Raw genomic sequence first — 19,254 nt, forward strand, 5'->3', positions numbered from 1 at the left:
CGCGGTCTAGAGCTTCTCGGTTTCGCCGCTGCGCGGCTGCCATTTCATGAGGCGCTTCTCGACCGCACCGACAAGACCGTCCAGCACCAGGGCAAAAGCCGTCAGCACGACGATGCCCGCGAACACGGTGTTCACGTCGAAAGTGCCTTCGGCCTGCAGGATCAGGTAGCCGACGCCCCGTGCCGAGCCCAGATACTCGCCGACCACCGCGCCCACGAACGCCAGGCCGACCGACGTGTGCAGGCTCGAGAACACCCAGCTCGTCGCGCTCGGCAGGTAGACGGTGCGCAGCAGCTGCCGCTGATTGGCACCCAGCATGCGTGCATTCGCCAACACCACCGGGCTCACCTCGCGCACGCCCTGGTAGACGTTGAAGAACACGATGAAGAACACCAGGGTGACGGCCAGCGCCACCTTGCTCCAGATGCCCAGCCCGAACCACAGCGCGAAGATCGGCGCCAGGATCACGCGCGGCATCGAGTTCGCAGCCTTGATGTAAGGGTCGAGGATCAGGCTTGCGGTAGGCGCCAGCGCGAGCCACAGCCCGCAGGCCAGCCCCATCACCGTGCCGATGCCGAAGGCGAGCACGGTCTCGAGCAGGGTCGTGCCCAGGTGCAGATAGACGTCCGCGTTGCCCTTGAGACCGTCCGGAAACAACGCGTTGGCCGGCACGTCGAACGGCAGGAACCAGCTCCAGATGCGCCCGGCCACCTGCACCGGTTCGCCGACGAAGAAAGCGAACTGCTGGTTGCGCGACGCGAGCTGCCATGCGGCGAGCAGCAGCACCAGCAGGCCGATCTGCCAGGCGCGCGCATTGCGTTCATTGGGCTTCAGCATGCTCAAGCCGCCTTCCTGAGTTGCTGCGCGTAGCCCTTGAGGACCTCGTCGCGCAGCACGTTCCAGATCTGCGTATGCAACTCGACGAAGCGCGGATGCGTGCGCACTTCTGCCACGTCGCGCGGGCGCGGCAGATCGATCGCGAATTCGCCGATCGGGTGCGTCGCCGGCCCCGCCGACAGCACCACGACGCGATCGCTCATGGCGATGGCTTCGTCCAGATCGTGTGTGATGAAGAGCACGGCCTTGCGGCGTGCCGCCCACAGGTCGAGCACCTCGTTTTCCATGAGCTGACGCGTCTGCACGTCGAGTGCGCTGAAGGGCTCGTCCATCAGGATGATGTCGGGGTCCAGCACCAGCGTCTGCGCCAGCGCAACCCGTTTGCGCATCCCGCCCGACAACTGGTGCGGATAGCGATCGCCGAAACCCGACAGCCCGACCCGCGCCAGCCACTGGACGGCCTGCGCCCTGGCATCGGCATCGGGCACGCCGCGGTACTGCAGCCCGACCATCACGTTGTCGAGGGTGCTGCGCCACGGCATCAGCGCTTCGGTCTGGAACATATAGCCCGCGCGGGTGTTGATGCCCTCGAGGGGTTGGCCGAACACCTTGACGCTGCCCGACGACGGCGCCAGCAGGCCGGCGCCGACGTTCAGCAGCGTCGACTTGCCACAGCCCGTCGGGCCGACGACCGAGACGAACTCGCCTTCGCGGATACGCAGCGTGGTGTCGGCGACTGCCGTGTAGCGCTGACCCGGATCGTCCTTGGAGCGGAAGGTGCAGCTGATGTCGATCAGTTCGAGCGCGTGGTCTGGATGGGAAGACATGGTCGGGATCTCGGCATGCAATGCCTCAAGAAAAAAACCCGGCCGCGGCCGGGTTGCGAGCGCTTGCAGCGTCAGGCCTTGAATCTGTCCTTGGCGCGCTTGGCAAACTCGTTGGTGTAGGTCTTCGCAAGGTCGATCTTGTCGGCCTTCACGCTGGTGTCGAAACTGGCGATGGCGGCAAGCGCCGTCTTCGGTCCGTCCGCCGGCACGAGGCCATCGGTCGCGATCGACTCGCGCACCTTGTCGAACGACGCAAGATACAGCGCACGGTCGCCGAGCAGGAAGGTCTCGGGCACGGTCTTGATGATGTCGCCGGGACCTGCGGTCTGCAGCCATTTCAAGCCGTGCACGATGGCATTCGCCAACGCCTGGCAGGTGTTCGGATTTTTCTGGATGAACTCGGCCGACGCATAGAGACAGGCTGCCGGCATCGTTCCGCCAAAGACATCCTGCGTCCCTTTCAGGGTGCGTGTGTCGCTAATGATCTTCACGTCGCCCTTCTGCTCCAGCATCGTCATGACGGGGTCGGTGTTGCTGATCGCATCGATCTGCCCGGAGCGAAGCGCCGTCAGCGCGCCAGCAGCCACGCCAACGCCGATGTAGCTCACATCGCTGGCCTTCAGTCCACCTCGGGAGAGCACGAGATTCGCGACCATGTTGGTCGATGAACCCGGTGCCGACACACCGATCTTCTTGCCTCTGAGATCCGCGATGCTGCTGTAGCTCGCCATGTTCTTCGTCGACACGCCAACGGCGATCTGCGGGGCGCGCCCCTGCAGGACGAACGACTGGAACACCTGGTTCTTGGCCTGCAGGTTGATCGTGTGCTCGAACGCACCCGAACACACATCGGCCGAACCACCCACCACGGCTTGCAGCGCACGGGCGCCGCCAGAGAAGTCCGAGATCTCGACATCGAGGCCTTCGGCCTTGAAGTAGCCCAGCTGTTCCGAGATGGTGAGCGGCAGGTAGTAGAACGCGGCCTTTCCACCGACTGCGATCGAAACCTTCGTCTTTTCGAGCTTGGGCTGTGCGAAGACGTGCGGGACGGCGATCGATGCGGCGCCGAGCGCGGCGACGGCAGAAAAGGTGCGGCGATTGAGCATGAAGCTGGTCCCTTGGACTCGTTGGTCTGATGCCGAACGAGCTTAGGCGGGGCCTGCGTGCGCCTGCATCGGGAACATCCCGCGCGCGGGTTTTCACGTAACGATGACGACGCGTTGAGCGCCGCCGGCGAACCTATCGCCCTGCGAAAACAATCGCGATGTTGACCAGGAAACCCAGCGCCCAGAACGCGCTGCGCAGCGATGACAAGCCACGCACGTACAACGCGATGTACACCAGTCTCAGCAGCACGTAAGCCACTGCCAGGAGGTTCAGCGTGCCCTGCACCGCGCCGAGCTGGTGCGCCATGATCACGGCCCCGATGAAGAAAGGCAGGCCTTCGAAACTGTTGTCCTGCGCAGCGTTGGCGCGAGCGCGCCAGCCGCTCTGGCGCCCCGCCCATTCGCGCGGAGCCAGGTTGTCACGCGGCAAGAACCCGCCACCCAGCTTCGCCAGATAGGCACACAGATAAGGCAACGCCACGGCAACGAGCACGCACCAATAGGCCAGGGTCAGGGAAGGAAAACTCAAGCGTGCCTCCGTTGCGTCGCGCAGACGCCGTTACGTCCCGTCGGGACTCTTACCTTCGGTCAACCAGCGCATGCGCGATGGTTCCGAGATCCACATACTCGAGTTCGCTGCCCGCGGGCACACCTCGGGCCAGCCGCGTCACCATGAGGCCGCGTTGTTTCAGCGCCTCGCCGATGACATGCGCCGTCGCTTCGCCTTCCGCAGTGAAGTTGGTGGCAAGGATCACCTCGGCGACCGTACCGTCGAGCGCACGATCGAACAGCTTCTGCAGACCGATATCGTGCGGACCGATGCCATCGAGCGGGCTGAGCTTGCCCATGAGCACGAAGTAATAACCGCGGAACGCACCGGTGCGCTCGAGCGCGGCCTGGTCGGCCGGTGTTTCGACCACGCAGAGCTTGGTTGCGTCGCGACGCGGATCGACACAGACGCTACAGATCGCCGCCTCCGTGAACGTGTTGCAGAGCTCGCAATGGCGCACGCTGGCCACCGCCTGCTGCAACGCGCGCGCCAGCACCTGGGAGCCTTCTCGATCGTGCTGCAACAGATGAAAGGCCATGCGGGACGCCGACTTCACGCCGACGCCCGGCAGCCGGCGCAGCGCATCGATCAGTGCATCGAGCGAGCTGGCGTCAGCCATGAACAGGCCGCATCAGAAAGGCAGCTTCATGCCGGGCGGCAGACCGGCGGTCAGCTTGCCCATCTTCTGCTCGCTGGTCTCTTCGGCCTTGCGCACGGCCGCATTGAAAGCGGCAGCCACGAGGTCTTCGAGCATGTCCTTATCGTCTGCGAGCAGGCTCGGATCGATGGTGATGCGCTTCACGTCGTGCTTGCAGGTCATCAGCACCTTGACCAGGCCGGCGCCGGATTCGCCCTCGACCTCGATCGTCGCGAGCTCGTCCTGCGCCTTCTTGAGGTTGTCCTGCATTGCCTGCGCCTGCTTCATGAGGCCGGCCAGTTGTCCTTTGTTGAACATCGTTGGTCCTTGGTTCGGTTAAGTATGAGTATGGAAAAGTCAGGCAGGCTTGAGCGTACCGGGAACGATCTTCGCGTCCCACTCCCGCATCATCGCCTGCACTTCGGGGTCATTGCGTATCGCTTCCTCCGCGACGCGCTGCCGCTCGTCCGCCGCCATCTTGTTGCGGCGTGCCGGGCTGTCTTCGACAGACCCGATTTCGATGACGATTTTTATGCCATGGCCGATACCGGCCAATGCCGCCTGAAGCTTCTCGCGGCTCGCCGTCTGGTTGAGCGAGGAGCGTTCCACGCGCAGCATCCACTGGTCCACGTCGCGCGCCACGAGCTGCGACTGCAGGGCCAATTCACGGGCCAAGGCATTGATGGCTTCGGCCATGACGAGCTGCGTGACCGTGGCATGCCAGAAATCACCCTCCTCACTGGAGACGAAGCCGGTTGCGTTCGACTCGACCGGCCTGTCGCGCAAAGAGTCACGGGCACTCGGCGGAGGCTGCACCCGCACCGGCATGGCCATGACACTGGCCTGGGATTCAATCGCGGGCTCCGTTGCGCGCTCGGACTGCGGCATGCGCGGCATCGGCGTGTCGCGCACGGCAAGCCGATGGCCCGGTGGTGCTGCATGCGCGGCAGGTGGCAGTGCAGCCAATGCGACGGATACGGGCACATCGGATGCAGCCACAGCGACCGGATCGGAAGGCGACACCGCCACGGGCGTCGCATCGACCGAAGGCGCAAGACGTGCTGCAGCCCCGGAGGAGGTCGATGTGGCCCAAGCGGTGTCCGCCTCCGCCTCATTCAGAGTTTTTTTTTCCGCGGTGACCGACCGGCCTGGCTTGAATGCGAGCAGTCGCAACAGCACCATCGTGAGCGCAGCGTATTCATCCGGTGCCAAGCCGAGCTCGCCACGACCATGCAGACACAGGCTGTAGAGCAATTGGGTCTCATCGGCGGGCATGGCGGCAGCCAGCCTGGCCGTTTCTGCCGCATCGGGGTCGGCGGGATCGGCGCTGCCAGCGCGGGACGGTACGGCCTGCAGCACGGCCATGGCCTGCAGCACCATGGTCATCTCTTCGAGCGTCGAGGCGGCAGAGAAGCCGTCGCGGCGCAGCGTCTCGGAGGTTTCGACAACCGTCTTGCCGTCGGCCTGCGCAAGCGCATCGATCAACCGGAACACGTGCCCCCGATCGACGCTGCCCAGCATCTGACGGACGCCGGCCTCGACGAGCGTGCCGTTGCCGAAGGCGATGGCCTGGTCGGTCAACGACAGCGCGTCGCGCATGGAGCCGCGGGCAGCACGGGCCAGCAGCCGCAATGCCTGTACTTCAGCCGGCACCTGCTCGGTCTGCAGCACCTGCGTGAGATGCTCCAGCACGGTTTCCGGCGCCATGGGACGCAGGTTGAACTGCAGGCAACGCGACAGCACCGTCACCGGCACCTTCTGCGGATCGGTGGTCGCCAGAACGAACTTGAGATACTCCGGCGGCTCTTCGAGCGTCTTCAGCATCGCGTTGAAGGCGGTGTTGGTGAGCATGTGCACTTCGTCGATCATGAAGACCTTGAAGCGCCCCTGCACCGGCTTGTAGACCGCCTGCTCGAGCAAGGACTGCACTTCATCCACGCCACGGTTCGATGCAGCATCGAGCTCGGTGTAATCGACGAAACGGCCCGCATCGATGTCGAGGCATGCCTGGCAGACGCCGCACGGCGTGGCCGTGATGCCGCCTTGCCCATCGGCACCTTGGCAATTGAGCGACTTGGCCAGGATGCGCGATACGGTGGTCTTTCCGACACCGCGCGTGCCAGTGAACAGATAGGCGTGATGCAGGCGCTGTGTGGTCAGCGCGTTCGAGAGCGCCTGCACCACATGCTCCTGCCCAACCATTTCTTCGAAATTGCGGGGCCGGTATTTACGGGCAAGCACGAGATAGGACATTGCGACGATTTTACGTTGCCGACTTCACTGATTCGTCCCGGTAAAGTGCCATGCCGCAGAAGGAGGGTATGCCGCACGGGTTTACAATCTGGGTTGACGGGCCTCTCCGCATGGTGAAGTGGCCAACCGGGTCAGGTGGGGAACCAAGCAGCCCTAACTGCGTAGCCAGTGCCGGAGGTAAGGCTCGTCAACCTCCATCCATCAGATGCATGCTTCACGTTGCATCTGAATACGTTTCCGGGCACAGGCCCCGGAAACTTCATCGATCGAATCGCGCCATCGCGCTTCAAAGGCCCTGCGACAGAACGCCCCGCGCAGCGGCTGCGCCGCTTGCCATCGCCGCGGTCAGCAAATAGCCGCCCGTCGGTGCTTCCCAGTCCAGCATCTCTCCCGCACAGAACACGCCAGGCAGCACGTTCAACATCGAACGGCTGTCCAGTGCGCCAAAGCCCACACCACCCGCGCTGCTGATGGCCTCGTCGAGAGGACGAGGAGCAACCAGCCGGATCGGCACGGCCTTGATGGTGTCTGCCAATGTGCCTACGTCCAGCATTGCCTCCCGCGACAGGACTTCATGCAACACGCCGGCCTTGATGCCTTCCAGGCCCAACCGACTTTTCAGATGGCTGCTGAGCGAGCGCGCACCGCGTGGATGGCGCACTGCAGCGTGAACCTGCTCCAAAGTGCGCCCCGGCAAGAGGTCGAGGTGCAACACGGCATGACCGCTCGCGGCGATCTCATCGCGCAAGAGCGCCGATGCGGCATAGATCAGACTGCCTTCCACACCGGTGGCCGTGGCCACGAACTCGCCTTTGCGCGAGAACTGGCGCCCCCTTGAATCCGCGAAGGCGATGGCGACGGATTTGAATGGCTGGCCCGCAAAACGCGTCGCGAAGTGATCGCTCCATCCGACATCGAAGCCGCAATTGGCCGGGACCAGCGGCGCCACCGTGACCCCGCGCGCCTCCAGCCACGGCATCCAGGCGCCATCGGAACCGAGCCTCGACCAGCTTGCTCCCCCAAGCGCCAGGATGACCGTCTCGGCCGGCACCAGGACTTCGCCCGAAGGCGCTGCAAAGCGCAGCACCGGCTCGCTGTCCGAGCCCGCATCAGACCAGCCAAGCCAGCGATGCCGCATATGGAATTGCACGCCCATCGCTCGCAACCGATGCAACCAGGCGCGCAACAGCGGCGCGGCTTTCATGCCTTCCGGAAACACCCGGCCCGAGGTACCGACGAAAGTGTCGACTCCCAGCTCCTTCGCCCAGGCGCGCACCGCGTCCGGGCCGAATTCCCGCAGCCAGCGTTCGACATTCGCCCGTCTGTCGCCAAAGCGGCCGGCGAATGCATCGAACGCCTCCGAATGAGTGAGATTCAAACCGCCGCGGCCGGCCAGCAGGAATTTCCGTCCGACGGAGGGCATGGCGTCATAAAGGTGGACCTGGACGCCAGCGGCGCCCAGCACTTCGGCGGCCATCAAGCCAGCCGGCCCGCCGCCAACGATGGCAACGGTTTTTTCAACAGTCATTCGATCTCACAGTTTCAGCCTTCATGGAAAGGCAAGGGGACGGATGGTATGCCCAGACGAGGTCGAAATACGGGGACGGCGGCCTCACGCCAGCAATCCGAGTCGGCATGCCGCACCTGCTCTGCGTCACGGCCCATCTGCTCAATGACGGAAGGGCTTTGGCTATCGTGCCCATAGCCTCACCCATGGCATGCTTAACATTGGTTTCTGTCACAATGACCCGAACTCCAGCAGTACCGAAACTACTCGCTTTTCAAGGACAACATCATGGCCAGCGAACTCATCAAACACATCTCAGACTCCTCTTTCGAAGCCGACGTGCTGCAGTCCGGCAAGCCTGTTCTGGTGGATTACTGGGCCGAATGGTGCGGCCCATGCAAGATGATTGCGCCGATTCTGGACGAGGTGTCCAGCACCTATGAAGGCAAGCTGCAGATCGCCAAGATGAATGTCGACGAAAACCGCGACATCCCGGCCAAGTTTGGCATCCGCGGCATTCCGACACTGATGTTGTTCAAGGACGGCCAACTTGCCGCCACCAAGGTCGGCGCGATGAGCAAGGCGCAATTGACGGCGTTCATCGACCAGCAGCTTTCGTAATTTGGCCATGGGCCGTTCGGCGGTCGACGCGCAATGCGCCGGCCGCCCTGTTTTTCCTGTCATAATCTCTTTCAGATCGCCGGCCAGCCCGGTTTGAGTTCCCCGGTTCAGAGGCACCTCTCGCCTCATCCGAAACCACCCCCCGTTTCCTCCGTTCGACAACATCCCGAACACCCCGCAAGGGGTCGCTCCATGCACTTAAACGAACTCAAGGCACTCCACGTGTCTGAAGTCCTCAAGCAGGCGGAAGCCCTTGAGATCGAAAATACCGGCCGCATGCGCAAGCAGGAGCTGATGTTCGCGATCATCAAGAAGCGCGCCAAGGCCGGCGAACAGGTCTTCGCCGATGGCGTGCTCGAAATCCTGCCCGACGGCTTCGGCTTCCTGCGCAGCCCGGACACAAGCTTTACGGCAAGCACCGACGACATCTACATCAGTCCCAGTCAGGTTCGCCGCTTCAACCTGCATACCGGTGACATGGTCGAAGGTGAAGTCCGCACGCCGAAGGACGGTGAACGCTACTTCGCGTTGACCAAGCTGGACGCCGTCAACGGTGGCCCGCCGGAGCAGAACAAGCACAAGGTGATGTTCGAAAACCTGACGCCGCTGTTCCCCAAGGAGCAGATGAAGCTGGAGCGAGACGGCGTCAAGGGCGAAGAGAACATCACGGGCCGGATCATCGACATCATCGCCCCCATCGGAAAGGGCCAACGCGCCCTGCTCGTGGCGCCGCCCAAGAGCGGCAAGACGGTGATGATGCAGCACATCGCCCATGCGATCAGCGCTAACTATCCCGAGGTCCACATGATGGTGCTGCTCGTCGACGAGCGCCCTGAAGAAGTGACCGAAATGCAGCGCACCGTGAAGGGCGAAGTCATTGCCTCGACCTTCGACGAACCAGCAGCCCGCCACGTGCATGTGGCTGAAATGGTCATCGAGCGCGCCAAGCGCCTGGTCGAGCTGAAGAAGGACGTCGTGATCCTGCTGGACTCGATCACCCGCCTCGCCCGCGCCTACAACAATGTCGTGCCGTCCTCCGGCAAGGTGCTGACCGGCGGCGTCGATTCCAACGCATTGCAGCGTCCCAAGCGCTTCCTTGGCGCTGCGCGCAACGTGGAAGAAGGCGGCTCGCTCACCATCATCGGCACAGCGCTGATCGATACCGGCAGCCGCATGGACGAAGTGATCTTCGAAGAGTTCAAGGGGACCGGCAACTCCGAAATTCACCTGGATCGCCGCCTCTACGAAAAGCGCGTGTTCCCGTCGATCCAGCTCAACCGCAGCGGCACACGTCGCGAAGAGTTGCTGCTCGCACCTGAAATCCTGCAGAAGACACGCATCCTGCGTCAGCTCATGTACAACATGGATGAGATCGAGTCGATGGAGTTGATGCTCAAGAACATGAAGGCGACGAAGACCAATGTCGAGTTCTTCGACATGATGCGTCGCGGGGGCTAGGGTCTTCCCTTGCCTCGGGCAGCGTGACGCCTGGCGTCCGCTGCTTTGGCTGCAGCTGCCCTCTTGGCGGCGGCGGCAACACCCAGAGAAGCGCTGTTCAGCACAAACCTCCCAGCGTGGAATGCCGATTGCATCGACTGGCCTGGATTCGAACCCCATCTTCACGAAAAGGCATCGCTATGCCATAATCGTGGGCTACGCGAAAAGTGCGGCCGAAGATGGTGGGTTGAGTCAGCGTATCGCCCCTCCCGTCGGAACAAGTCATCTCTGATTTGTAGTGCCTGTGGCTCTTGCATCGACCCCAAAGGAAAACACCATGGCAAAAGAAGGCATTCACCCCAATTACCGCGAAGTCTTGTTCGTCGACATGTCGAACGGCTTCAAGTTCGTGACTCGTTCGTGCGCGAACACCAAGGAAACGGGCAAGACCGACGACGGCCGTGAGCTGCCGTTGTTCAAGCTGGACACCACGAGCGAATCGCACCCGTTCTACACCGGCACCCAGAAGTCGGTCGACAACATGGGCGGCCGTGTTGAGAAATTCCGCAACCGCTTCGGCAAGACCACTGGCGCTGCCTCCAAGTAAGGTACGCGTTTTCAGGTCGAGGGCAGCCCGGTTTACCGCGCTGCCCTTTTGCTTTCTTTCGTCACATTGATCCATTGAACAAGCCGACCCCCGCGATCGTTGCTCAGAACGCCGTGCGCCGACTGCCACGGCTGGCGCTCCTCCTGTTGTGTGCCGCCTACCTGCTGCCGGGTCTGCTCGGTCGCGGACCGTGGAAGAGCGCGGATGTGACGTCCTTCGGCTACATGTCCGAATTGTCCCGTTCGGGCACCAGCATCGTTCGATGGTTCGACCCGCTGCTGCTCGACCTCCGTCCCGAATCGCCGGCATTGCTGCCCTATTGGATCGGCGCAGCTGCGATAAAGATCGCGCCGTCGTGGCTACACCCGGATCTTGCCGTCCGGATCGTCTTCGCGCTGATGCTCTGGTGCATCTTCACCGTCACCTGGTACGCGGTCTATTTTTTGGCACGTACGCCGAATGCCCAGCCAGTCGCGTTCGCATTCGGAGGCGAAGCCCGACCCAAGGACTATGCGCGGGCGATCGCCGATGGAGGATTGCTGGCATTGCTCGCCTGCCTCGGTTTGGCGCAACTGGGCCACGAAACCACGCCGGCACTCGCACAGCTCTTCTTTGTCTCTCACATATTCTTCGGCGTCGCCGCGCTGCCCTACAGACCGATCGGCGCCTTCACGGCACTGACGATCGGCACGCTGGGCATGACGCTGAGCGGAGGTCCCGTCGTTGGACTGGCGTTGGGCCTCGGCAGTCTGGCCGTCGTGTTGCTCGACCGCCGCCGCATGGCACAAACGCAAACGTCGGACGAGGCTCGGCCATACTCCCGCGCGGCGCTGCCTGCCATCGCGGGACTGACACTGTTGGCGGCGCTGGTCGCGTTGGGCCTGGGCTTGTGGCATTGGCAGATCGCGCTACCCGGTTCGCATGCAGGCCGAAGCCTGTGGATCGACGTGCGCAGCCAGATCAAGCTCCTGCTGTGGTTCACCTGGCCGACCTGGCCCTTGGCGGTCTGGACACTCTGGCGCTGGAGGCGCCAGCTCATGGCACGGCACGTGGCGCTGCCGCTGTGGTTTGCACTGGTTCCACTGTGCGCCACCTGGACCACCGACTTTTCAGAGCGTTCGCTCTTGCTGGGGCTGCCTGCCTTCGCCACGCTTTCAGCCTTTGCGTTGCCAACGCTGCGCCGCAGCGTGGCCGCGCTGATCGACTGGTTCACGCTGTTGTTCTTCAGCGGCTCGGCGCTGATCATCTGGGCTTACTGGATCGCCATGCAGACCGGCTGGCCACCCAAGATGGCTGGCAGCGTTGCGCGCCTCACGCCCGGCTACCTGCCGAGCATTTCCTGGCTGGGGCTGTTTTTCGCGCTGGCTGCCACGGTGGCATGGTGTTGGCTCGTGCGATGGCGCACCGGCCGGCATCGGTCTGCCCTCTGGAAGACTCTGGTACTCCCGGCCGGTGGTGCAGCGTTGTGCTGGTTGCTGGGCATGACGCTGTGGCTCCCTGCCCTCGACCATGCGTTGAGCTACGGACCGCAAGTGCGCGCCATCGCAGATCGCATCGGCGAGCCGCAACCGGCCTGCATTGCGGAGCTGGGCCTGAGCAGACCCCACATCGCGGCGCTTCGCCATCACGGCGACTTCAACCTGAAACCTGTCGCAGATGGCGCTGGCTGCCCGTGGCTGATCATCAGTGCCGATGCCATCCCGAACTTGCACGAGTCGATCCCGCTCGACCAGTGGCGCCTGATCGGCACCTTCCGCCGTCAGACCAGCGCCAACGACGACCTGCTTCTCTACCAGCGCATCGCCGCCCGCTGAACGCATGACGAGTGAACGGCGCACGATTGCGCGGCACGCCGGCACGGTGTTCGCAGGCCAGTTGGCGGTGATGGGATTCAGCATCACCGACGCGATCGTGGCGGGCCGCTATGACGAGCGCGCGCTGGCAGCGCTGTCGGTGAGTTCGGCCATCTTCGTGAGTGTGTACATCTCGCTCATGGGCATCCTTCAGGCACTGCTGCCCATCTGGGCCGAATCGCACGGCGCGGGCCGCAAAGCCGAGGTCGGCGCCTCGCTGCGGCAGGCCCTCTATCTGTGCGCCATGACCGCCGTGCTGGGCATGTTCGTCCTCTGGGCGCCGGGCCCGTTGCTGCGCTGGACCGACGTGCCACCCGACATGCGAGGCGACGTCGAAAGCTACCTGGGCGTGCTGGCCTTCGCGCTCGCGCCAGCCCTGCTGTTTCGACTGTTCAGCACGCTCAACCAGAGCATCGGCCAACCGCAGTTCGTGACATGGCTCCAACTCGGTTCGCTGCTGCTGAAGCTGCCTCTGTCGATCTGGTTCGCTTTCGGCGGTGCCGGCGTACCGGCCATGGGCTTGGTCGGCTGTGGCTGGGCCACCTTCGCGGTCAACTGGGCGACGCTGGCCGCTGCCATCTGGCTGCTGCGCACTCAGCCCGTCTATGCGGAATACGCGCTCTGGCGTCGGATCGAGGCGCCGGACTGGCGGCAGATCGCCCGCTTCGCGCGGCTCGGCGTGCCTGGCGGCCTGTCCATCCTGGTCGAGGTCACCTCGTTCACCTTGATGGCGCTCTTCATCGCCCGCCTCGGCACCACGGCAACGGCGGCGCACCAGATCGCCGCCAATCTCACCGCGGTCGGCTACATGCTGCCGCTGTCGCTGTCGATCGCCACCAGTGCGCGCGTGAGCTTCTGGCTCGGGGCGGCGAACCCCGCGCAGGCACGCCATGCCTTCCGTTGCGGATTCGAACTGGTTGCGTCATGCGCATTGTTGTATGCAGCCAGCCTGGCCGCACTGCGTGAGCCATTGGCCGCCATGTATTCGGACAATCCCGCCGTGATCTCATCGGCCATTGGCCTGCTCCTGGTCGCAGCGCTGTATCACCTGGCGGATGCGATCCAGGTGCTGTGCGTCTTTGTACTTCGCTGTTACCGCGTGACGGTGCTTCCGCTGGTGCTGTACAGCACGATGCTGTGGGGCGTGGGGCTCGGCGGCAGCTACCTGCTGGCCTATCGCGGACTCGGCCCCTGGCAAGCCATGCGCTCGCCGATGGCGTTCTGGCTGATGAGCGGCGTTGCCCTGGCGATGACCGCACTGCTGATCCTGGCGCTCGCACGCCGCACCGTCCAACACGCGCGCTGACCGGAGGCGCTCCCTGCTCTCAGGTTTCAGCGCAGGTGGGCGCGCGCTTCGCGGACACGGCCTGCCGGGAAGATCAGCGCGAAGCGCGACCCATGCCCCACCGTGCTCTCGATGCGGAACTCGGCACCATGACGCTGCGCCACATGCTTGACGATGGCCAAGCCGAGACCCGTACCGCCCGTCTCGCGGGAACGGCTGCGATCGACCCGATAGAAGCGCTCCGTCAACCGGGGAATGTGCTCCGCGGCAATGCCCGGCCCGCTGTCACGCACCGCGTATTCGCCACGACCGTCCGGCAACGTGCGCCACGTCACGGCCACCTCGCCACCGCCAGGTGTGTAGCGGATGGCATTGCTCAGCAGATTGGACATCGCGCTCTGCAGTTCGGTCGCCATGCCCGCCACCTCGGAATCGGCATCGATGACAAACGACAGGCGGTGGCCCTGCTGCGGTGAAAGCCGCCCCGAAAGGCCGCGTGCCTCGTCCTCGCAATGCGCCATCAGCGCACGCATGCGCGTCCACTGATTGACCGACGGCATCGCGCTCCCTTCGAGGCGGGACAGTGTCAGCAGATCGTTGACGAGGGTCTCCATCCGATGCGACTGCTGCGCCATCAAGCCCAGGTAGCGCGAGCGCTCGGACACATCGAGCGGCAGGGTCTGCAGCGTCTCGACGAAACCCGCCAGCACCGTGAGCGGCGTCCGGATCTCGTGCGACACGTTCGCCACGAAGTCGCGCCGCATCGCCTCCGCCTGCTCGAGCGACGTGACGTCGCGTGTGAGCAGCATGCGGCGATTGCCCGCATACGGATGCACCTGCACCGACAGCCTCAGCGGATGGCTTCGGCGTTGGCTCGACAGCGCCGGGCCATCGATCACGACGTCACGGCTGTAGTTCCAGGAAGCCAGGTAGGCCACGAAGGCCGGGTCGCGCACGAGGTTCACGAGGTGCTGCTGCAGATCGCGCTCGGCATCGATGCCGAACTGCTCGGCGGCGGTCTGATTCGACCATTCGATTCGCCCCTGCTCGTCGATCAACACCACACCGTTCGGCGAGGCCTGAATGGCCGCGAGAAATTCCTGCAGCCGTTCCTCGGCTTGGCGGATCTGCTGGTCGCGCTCACGCAGAAGCTTGCGGACGCGATCGGCCACTTCACCCCACACCCCCGCGCCACGCGTGGGGAGCGCAGCGACGTCGTTGCGCAATGCACGCAGCAGCCGTCCGCCGCGCCAGGCATCCAGACCGAGCCAGGACAACGCGCCGAGCCAGGCGCCCAACCAGATGAAACGCGCTCCACCCAGGCCCCATGCGCCCGCAGCGAACACGATGGAAGCCACGAGAAACGTGGCAATACGAAAAGGCATGGCGCGCGATTATCCGCGGCGGCCCGAAGACGGAAACCGGATCAAACAGTGGCCTGCGTGGTCAGCCGGTAGCCTGCGCCACGGACAGTCTCGACCATCGACGACGCGGCGCCGAGCGACTCGCGCAGGCGCTTCACGTGCACGTCGACCGTGCGCTCCTCGATGTAGACGTGGTCACCCCATACCTTGTCGAGCAGTTGCGCGCGGCTGTGCACGCGCTCCGCGTGCTGCATCAGGTAGCCGAGCAGCTTGAATTCGGTCGGGCCGATCTTCAGCGGCGCACCCTGCCAGGTCACGCGGTGGGTGGCCGTGTCGAGCACCAGTTCGCCGATCTCGACACGTTCGGTCACGGCTTCGGGCGCACGCCGGCGCAGCACTGCGCGAATGCGCGCCAGCATTTCCTGCGTCGAGAACGGTTTGGTGATGTAGTCGTCGGCACCGGCATCGAGCCCTGCCACCTTGTCCGGCTCATCGCCGCGCGCTGTCAGCATCAGAATGGGAATGGCCTTGGTGCGCGCGTCCTTGCGCCAATGACGTGCCAGTTGCAGCCCGCTCTGGCCCGGAAGCATCCAGTCGAGCAGGATCAGATCAGGCAGGAATGCATCGATCTCGCGCTGGGCGGCTGCGCCGTCTTCAGCCCAGATCGGCTCGAAACCGTTGTGGCGCAGGTTGACCGCGATCAGCTCGGCGATCGAGGACTCGTCTTCAACGATCAGGACTCTGGGTTTCTTCATGTTGTTTACTCACTTCCCACTCCCCAAGAAACACTCCCGCAGGTTCCAGCGCAATCCGGTGGATGCCGCGGAACCGGCTCAGCCGGACCGCAGGCATTGCCCCCTCGAAGGGGGTGGCGAAGCGACACGCAGTGCGCGAAGCCTGGGGGAGGTTCATTGCAATGCGGATTCGATTTCCTGCATCGAAGTGTGCCGCACGTCGGCGCCCTTGACGATGTAGATGATGAATTCCGCGATGTTCTTCGCATGATCGCCGATGCGTTCGATGGCCTTGGCCAGGAACAGCAGGTCGAGGCTGGCGGAGATCGTGCGCGGGTCTTCCATCATGTAGGTGACCAGCTTGCGCACGAAACCGTCGAACTCCTTGTCGATCAGGTCGTCGTCCTTCAGGATCGACAGCGCAGCCGACGTGTCGAGCCGGGCGAAGGCGTCGAGCGCCTTGCGCAGCAGGCCCGATGCCATGTCGGCGGCGATGCGAAGTTCGGTCGACGGCAGCGCGCGAGCCGAGCCGCTCTCGATGATCGACTTGACCATGCGCGCGATCTTGTTGGCCTCGTCGCCCACGCGCTCCAGGTTGGCGGTGGTCTTGCTGATCGCGATCAGCAGGCGCAGGTCGCGGGCGGTCGGCTGGCGGCGCGCGATGATCGACGACAGTTCGCGGTCGATCTCGATCTCCATCGCGTTCACGCGCACTTCGGTTTCCATCACGCGGTCGGCGGCTTCGGAGTCGAACTGCGCCAATGCGTAGACCGCCTGCTGAATCTGCGACTCGACCATGCCGCCGAGCTCCATCACGCGCGACGAGACGCCATTGAGCTCGCTGTCGAACTGGCTGGAAAGATGCTTCTCGGTCATGTCTGTCTCCTTAGCCGAAACGGCCCGTGATGTAGTCCTCGGTCTCTTTGCGCTGCGGCTTGAAGAACATCTGTTCCGTCGCGCCGAACTCGATCAGGTCGCCAAGGTACATGTAAGCCGTGTAGTCGCTGCAGCGGGCCGCCTGCTGCATGTTGTGCGTCACGATGACCACGGTGTACTCGCTCTTCAGCTCGGCGATCAGTTCCTCGATCTTGGCGGTCGAGATCGGATCGAGTGCCGAGCAGGGTTCGTCGAGCAGCAGCACTTCAGGCTTGATCGCGATACCACGTGCAATGCACAGGCGCTGCTGCTGGCCGCCGGAGAGTCCCGAGCCGCTCTGTTGCAGCTTGTCGCGCACTTCGGTCCAGAGCGCGGCCTTCTTCAGGGCCCATTCGACGCGGTCGTCCATGTCGCTGGCGCTGAGATTCTCGAACAGCTTCACGCCGAAAGCGATGTTGTCGTAGATCGACATCGGGAACGGCGTCGGCTTCTGGAACACCATGCCGACCTTGGCGCGGATCAGCGCCACGTCCTGCTTGCTGGTCAGCAGGTTCTCGCCGTCCAGCGCGATGGTGCCTTCGGCGCGCTGCTCGGGATAAAGCTCGAACATGCGATTGAAGGTACGCAGCAGCGTCGACTTGCCGCAGCCCGACGGACCGATGAAGGCCGTGACCTTGTTCTCGGGGATCTCGAGATTGATGCCCTTCAGGGCGTGGAACTTGCCGTAATAGAAGTTCAGGTCCTTGACCGAGATCTTCGAGCGCGTCGGTTGTGCGAGGGTGGTTGGCATGTGGATTGCCCTGTTCAGATTTTGGAGCGCGTCAAGACTCGCGCAAGGATATTCAGGCCCAGCACCGCAACGGTGATCAGGAACACGCCGGCCCAGGCCAGCTGTTGCCAGTTCTCGTACGGGCTCATCGCGAACTTGAAGATGGTCACCGGCAGGCTGGCCATCGGCTGCGTGACGTCGGCCGTCCAGAACTGGTTGTTGAGCGCGGTGAACAGCAACGGCGCGGTTTCACCGGCAATGCGGGCCACGGCCAGCAGGATGCCTGTCACCACACCGGCGCGGGCAGCGCGCAACGTGATGCTGATGATGACCTTCCACTTCGGCGTGCCGAGCGCGTAGGCCGCTTCGCGCAAGCCTGGCGGCACCAGTTGAAGCATGTTCTCGGTGGTGCGGATCACCACCGGAATCACGATCAGGGCCAGTGCCAGCGCACCGGCCAGACCCGAGAAAGTCTTGAAGTAGGCGACCACCACGGCATAGACGAACAGGCCGATCACGATGGACGGCGCCGACAGCAGGATGTCGTTGACGAAGCGCGTCACCGACGACAGCCAGCCCTTCGGGTTGTATTCGGCCAGGTAGATACCGGCCATGATCCCGATCGGCGTACCGACGAAGGTTGCCAGCGCCACCATCACGACCGAGCCGAAGATCGCATTGGCAATACCGCCCTCTTCGTTGGGCGGCGGCGTCATTTCGGTGAAGGTGGCAAGCGCGAGGCCGCCGATGCCCTGGCGCAGCGTTTCCCACAGGATCCACACCAGCCAGAACACGCCGAAGGCCATCGCGGCCAGGGAAAGCGTCAACGCGATCTGGTTGACGCGCTTGCGGCTGGCGAATTTCGCGGCGCGCGTGGCGTTCAGGGTCTGAGCCGCCAGGAGTTTTTCTGCCGTGGTCATGACTTCGTTCCTTCGCTCTTCTTCATGCGTTGCAGCAGCAGCTTGGACAGCGACAGCACGACGAAGGTGATGAAGAACAGCACGAGGCCGAGATACATCAGTGCAGCCTGGTGCAGGCCTGCGCCGGCTTCGGCGAATTCGTTGGCAAGTGCCGAGGTGATGCTGTTGGCCGCCTCGAAGACGGACAGCGAATTGAGCTGATTGGTGTTGCCGATCACGAAGGTGACCGCCATGGTCTCGCCCAGCGCACGGCCCAGGCCGAGCATGACGCCACCGACCACACCAGCCTTGGTATACGGCAGCACGACCTTGGAGACGACCTCCCAGGTGGTGGAGCCCAGGCCATAGGCGGATTCCTTGAGCAGCGGCGGTGTCACCTCGAACACGTCGCGCATCACCGAGGCGATGAACGGAATGATCATGATCGCAAGGATGATGCCGGCGGACAGGATGCCGATACCCACCGGCGGACCCGACACCAGGCTACCGAGCACGGGCACGCCGGTCAGCAGCTTCTGCAGCGGCTGCTGCACATAGGTCGACAGGATCGGCCCGAACACCAGCAGACCCCACATGCCGTAGACGATCGACGGCACTGCGGCGAGCAGTTCGATGGCCGTGCCCAGCGGGCGCTTGAGCCACGAGGGCGACAGCTCGGTCAGGAACAGCGCAATGCCGAAGCTCACCGGCACCGCGATGATCAATGCGATCAGCGAGGTGGCGAGCGTGCCGTAGATCATCACCAGCCCACCGTACTCGTCCTTCACCGGATCCCACACCGAGCTGGTGAGAAAGCCGAGGCCGTACTTGGAGATGGCTGGCCATGCGCCGGCGATCAGCGACAGCAGGATGCCGATCAGCATGGCAAGCGTCAGCAGCGCGGCGCCCTTGGCCGCCATGCCGAACAGACGGTCGGTCGCAGCGCCGGTGCGCGGCCGCTTGGCCGGTGGCGGATTGTCGGATGCGCGCTCGCGCTCGGCCTTCAGGTCGAGCGCGGAAGCGTTGGTGGGGAATGTGGATGACACGGGTCGCTCCATGGTCGGCGCGTCGTCGAGCGGGTTGCCCATGCGG

The 19,254-nt window shown here is 63.9% G+C and carries 19 protein-coding genes and 1 other RNA gene; 6 read left to right on the forward strand and 14 right to left on the reverse strand.

The genetic code is table 11. From position 1 onward, the window contains the following. Window positions 1-6: 6 nt before the first annotated feature. The 7 genes from AC07PZ_RS08415 to dnaX all read right to left on the reverse strand — a co-directional run bounded on the left by AC07PZ_RS08415 (window position 7) and on the right by dnaX (window position 6,210). Complete coding sequence (locus AC07PZ_RS08415) at window positions 7-837, reverse strand: ABC transporter permease (protein ID WP_495294611.1); 831 nt, start codon at window positions 835-837, stop codon at window positions 7-9. Between the two features lie 2 nt (window positions 838-839). Continuing rightward, complete coding sequence (locus AC07PZ_RS08420) at window positions 840-1,664, reverse strand: ABC transporter ATP-binding protein (RefSeq protein WP_495294612.1); 825 nt, start codon at window positions 1,662-1,664, stop codon at window positions 840-842. Between the two features lie 71 nt (window positions 1,665-1,735). Further along, a complete protein-coding gene (locus tag AC07PZ_RS08425; protein WP_495294613.1) occupies window positions 1,736-2,770 on the reverse strand; it encodes an ABC transporter substrate-binding protein in 1,035 nt (344 codons plus the stop codon). A gap of 133 nt (window positions 2,771-2,903) precedes the next feature. Further along, window positions 2,904-3,299, reverse strand: a complete 396-nt coding sequence (locus AC07PZ_RS08430) for an MAPEG family protein (protein ID WP_495294614.1) — start codon at window positions 3,297-3,299, stop codon at window positions 2,904-2,906. 49 nt (window positions 3,300-3,348) lie between these two features. Next, window positions 3,349-3,939 (reverse strand): recombination mediator RecR, encoded by a 591-nt coding sequence (gene recR / locus AC07PZ_RS08435; protein WP_495294615.1) that lies wholly within the window; start codon window positions 3,937-3,939, stop codon window positions 3,349-3,351. A gap of 12 nt (window positions 3,940-3,951) precedes the next feature. Then, a complete protein-coding gene (locus AC07PZ_RS08440; RefSeq protein WP_495294616.1) occupies window positions 3,952-4,275 on the reverse strand; it encodes a YbaB/EbfC family nucleoid-associated protein in 324 nt (107 codons plus the stop codon). A 39-nt stretch (window positions 4,276-4,314) separates the two neighbouring features. Beyond that, the gene (dnaX, locus tag AC07PZ_RS08445; protein WP_495294617.1) at window positions 4,315-6,210 is read right to left on the reverse strand and encodes a DNA polymerase III subunit gamma/tau; all 1,896 of its coding nucleotides are present in this window, start codon (window positions 6,208-6,210) and stop codon (window positions 4,315-4,317) included. 95 nt (window positions 6,211-6,305) lie between these two features. Here dnaX and ffs point away from each other — a divergent pair. Next, window positions 6,306-6,402, forward strand: an RNA gene (gene ffs / locus AC07PZ_RS08450) — signal recognition particle sRNA small type. Window positions 6,403-6,496: 94 nt separating this feature from the next. Here ffs and AC07PZ_RS08455 read toward each other — a convergent pair. Then, the gene (locus tag AC07PZ_RS08455) at window positions 6,497-7,738 is read right to left on the reverse strand and encodes a TIGR03862 family flavoprotein (protein WP_495294618.1); all 1,242 of its coding nucleotides are present in this window, start codon (window positions 7,736-7,738) and stop codon (window positions 6,497-6,499) included. 267 nt (window positions 7,739-8,005) lie between these two features. On the opposite strand from AC07PZ_RS08455, the gene trxA reads away from it, so the two are divergent. From trxA to AC07PZ_RS08480, 5 genes are all read left to right on the forward strand, one after another. Beyond that, window positions 8,006-8,338, forward strand: a complete 333-nt coding sequence (trxA, locus tag AC07PZ_RS08460) for a thioredoxin TrxA (protein ID WP_495294619.1) — start codon at window positions 8,006-8,008, stop codon at window positions 8,336-8,338. 192 nt (window positions 8,339-8,530) lie between these two features. Beyond that, window positions 8,531-9,796, forward strand: coding sequence for a transcription termination factor Rho (rho, locus tag AC07PZ_RS08465; protein WP_495295149.1), 1,266 nt, complete (start codon window positions 8,531-8,533; stop codon window positions 9,794-9,796). 316 nt (window positions 9,797-10,112) lie between these two features. Then, on the forward strand, window positions 10,113-10,382 hold the full coding sequence (locus AC07PZ_RS08470; RefSeq protein WP_339091061.1) for a type B 50S ribosomal protein L31: 270 nt from the start codon (window positions 10,113-10,115) through the stop codon (window positions 10,380-10,382). Window positions 10,383-10,456: 74 nt separating this feature from the next. Then, window positions 10,457-12,196, forward strand: coding sequence for a hypothetical protein (locus AC07PZ_RS08475; protein ID WP_495294620.1), 1,740 nt, complete (start codon window positions 10,457-10,459; stop codon window positions 12,194-12,196). Window positions 12,197-12,200: 4 nt separating this feature from the next. Next, window positions 12,201-13,541 carry an MATE family efflux transporter gene (locus AC07PZ_RS08480; protein ID WP_495294621.1) on the forward strand — a complete coding sequence of 447 codons (1,341 nt, stop codon included), beginning with the start codon at window positions 12,201-12,203 and terminating at the stop codon, window positions 13,539-13,541. A 26-nt stretch (window positions 13,542-13,567) separates the two neighbouring features. Here AC07PZ_RS08480 and phoR read toward each other — a convergent pair whose 3' ends face one another. From phoR to pstC, 6 genes are all read right to left on the reverse strand, one after another. Continuing rightward, complete coding sequence (gene phoR, locus AC07PZ_RS08485) at window positions 13,568-14,905, reverse strand: phosphate regulon sensor histidine kinase PhoR (RefSeq protein ID WP_495294622.1); 1,338 nt, start codon at window positions 14,903-14,905, stop codon at window positions 13,568-13,570. Between the two features lie 41 nt (window positions 14,906-14,946). Beyond that, window positions 14,947-15,639, reverse strand: a complete 693-nt coding sequence (phoB, locus tag AC07PZ_RS08490; RefSeq protein WP_495294623.1) for a phosphate regulon transcriptional regulator PhoB — start codon at window positions 15,637-15,639, stop codon at window positions 14,947-14,949. Between the two features lie 153 nt (window positions 15,640-15,792). Beyond that, a complete protein-coding gene (gene phoU, locus AC07PZ_RS08495) occupies window positions 15,793-16,494 on the reverse strand; it encodes a phosphate signaling complex protein PhoU (RefSeq protein WP_495294624.1) in 702 nt (233 codons plus the stop codon). Window positions 16,495-16,504: 10 nt separating this feature from the next. Beyond that, window positions 16,505-17,284 carry a phosphate ABC transporter ATP-binding protein PstB gene (gene pstB / locus AC07PZ_RS08500; protein WP_495294625.1) on the reverse strand — a complete coding sequence of 260 codons (780 nt, stop codon included), beginning with the start codon at window positions 17,282-17,284 and terminating at the stop codon, window positions 16,505-16,507. A gap of 14 nt (window positions 17,285-17,298) precedes the next feature. Further along, complete coding sequence (pstA, locus tag AC07PZ_RS08505) at window positions 17,299-18,183, reverse strand: phosphate ABC transporter permease PstA (RefSeq protein ID WP_495294626.1); 885 nt, start codon at window positions 18,181-18,183, stop codon at window positions 17,299-17,301. Next, window positions 18,180-19,250, reverse strand: coding sequence for a phosphate ABC transporter permease PstC (pstC, locus tag AC07PZ_RS08510; protein WP_495294627.1), 1,071 nt, complete (start codon window positions 19,248-19,250; stop codon window positions 18,180-18,182). The genes pstA and pstC overlap by 4 nt, the downstream gene beginning before the upstream one ends. Window positions 19,251-19,254: the final 4 nt, after the last annotated feature.

This window comes from Variovorax sp. GW821-FHT10B04, assembly GCF_059415645.1.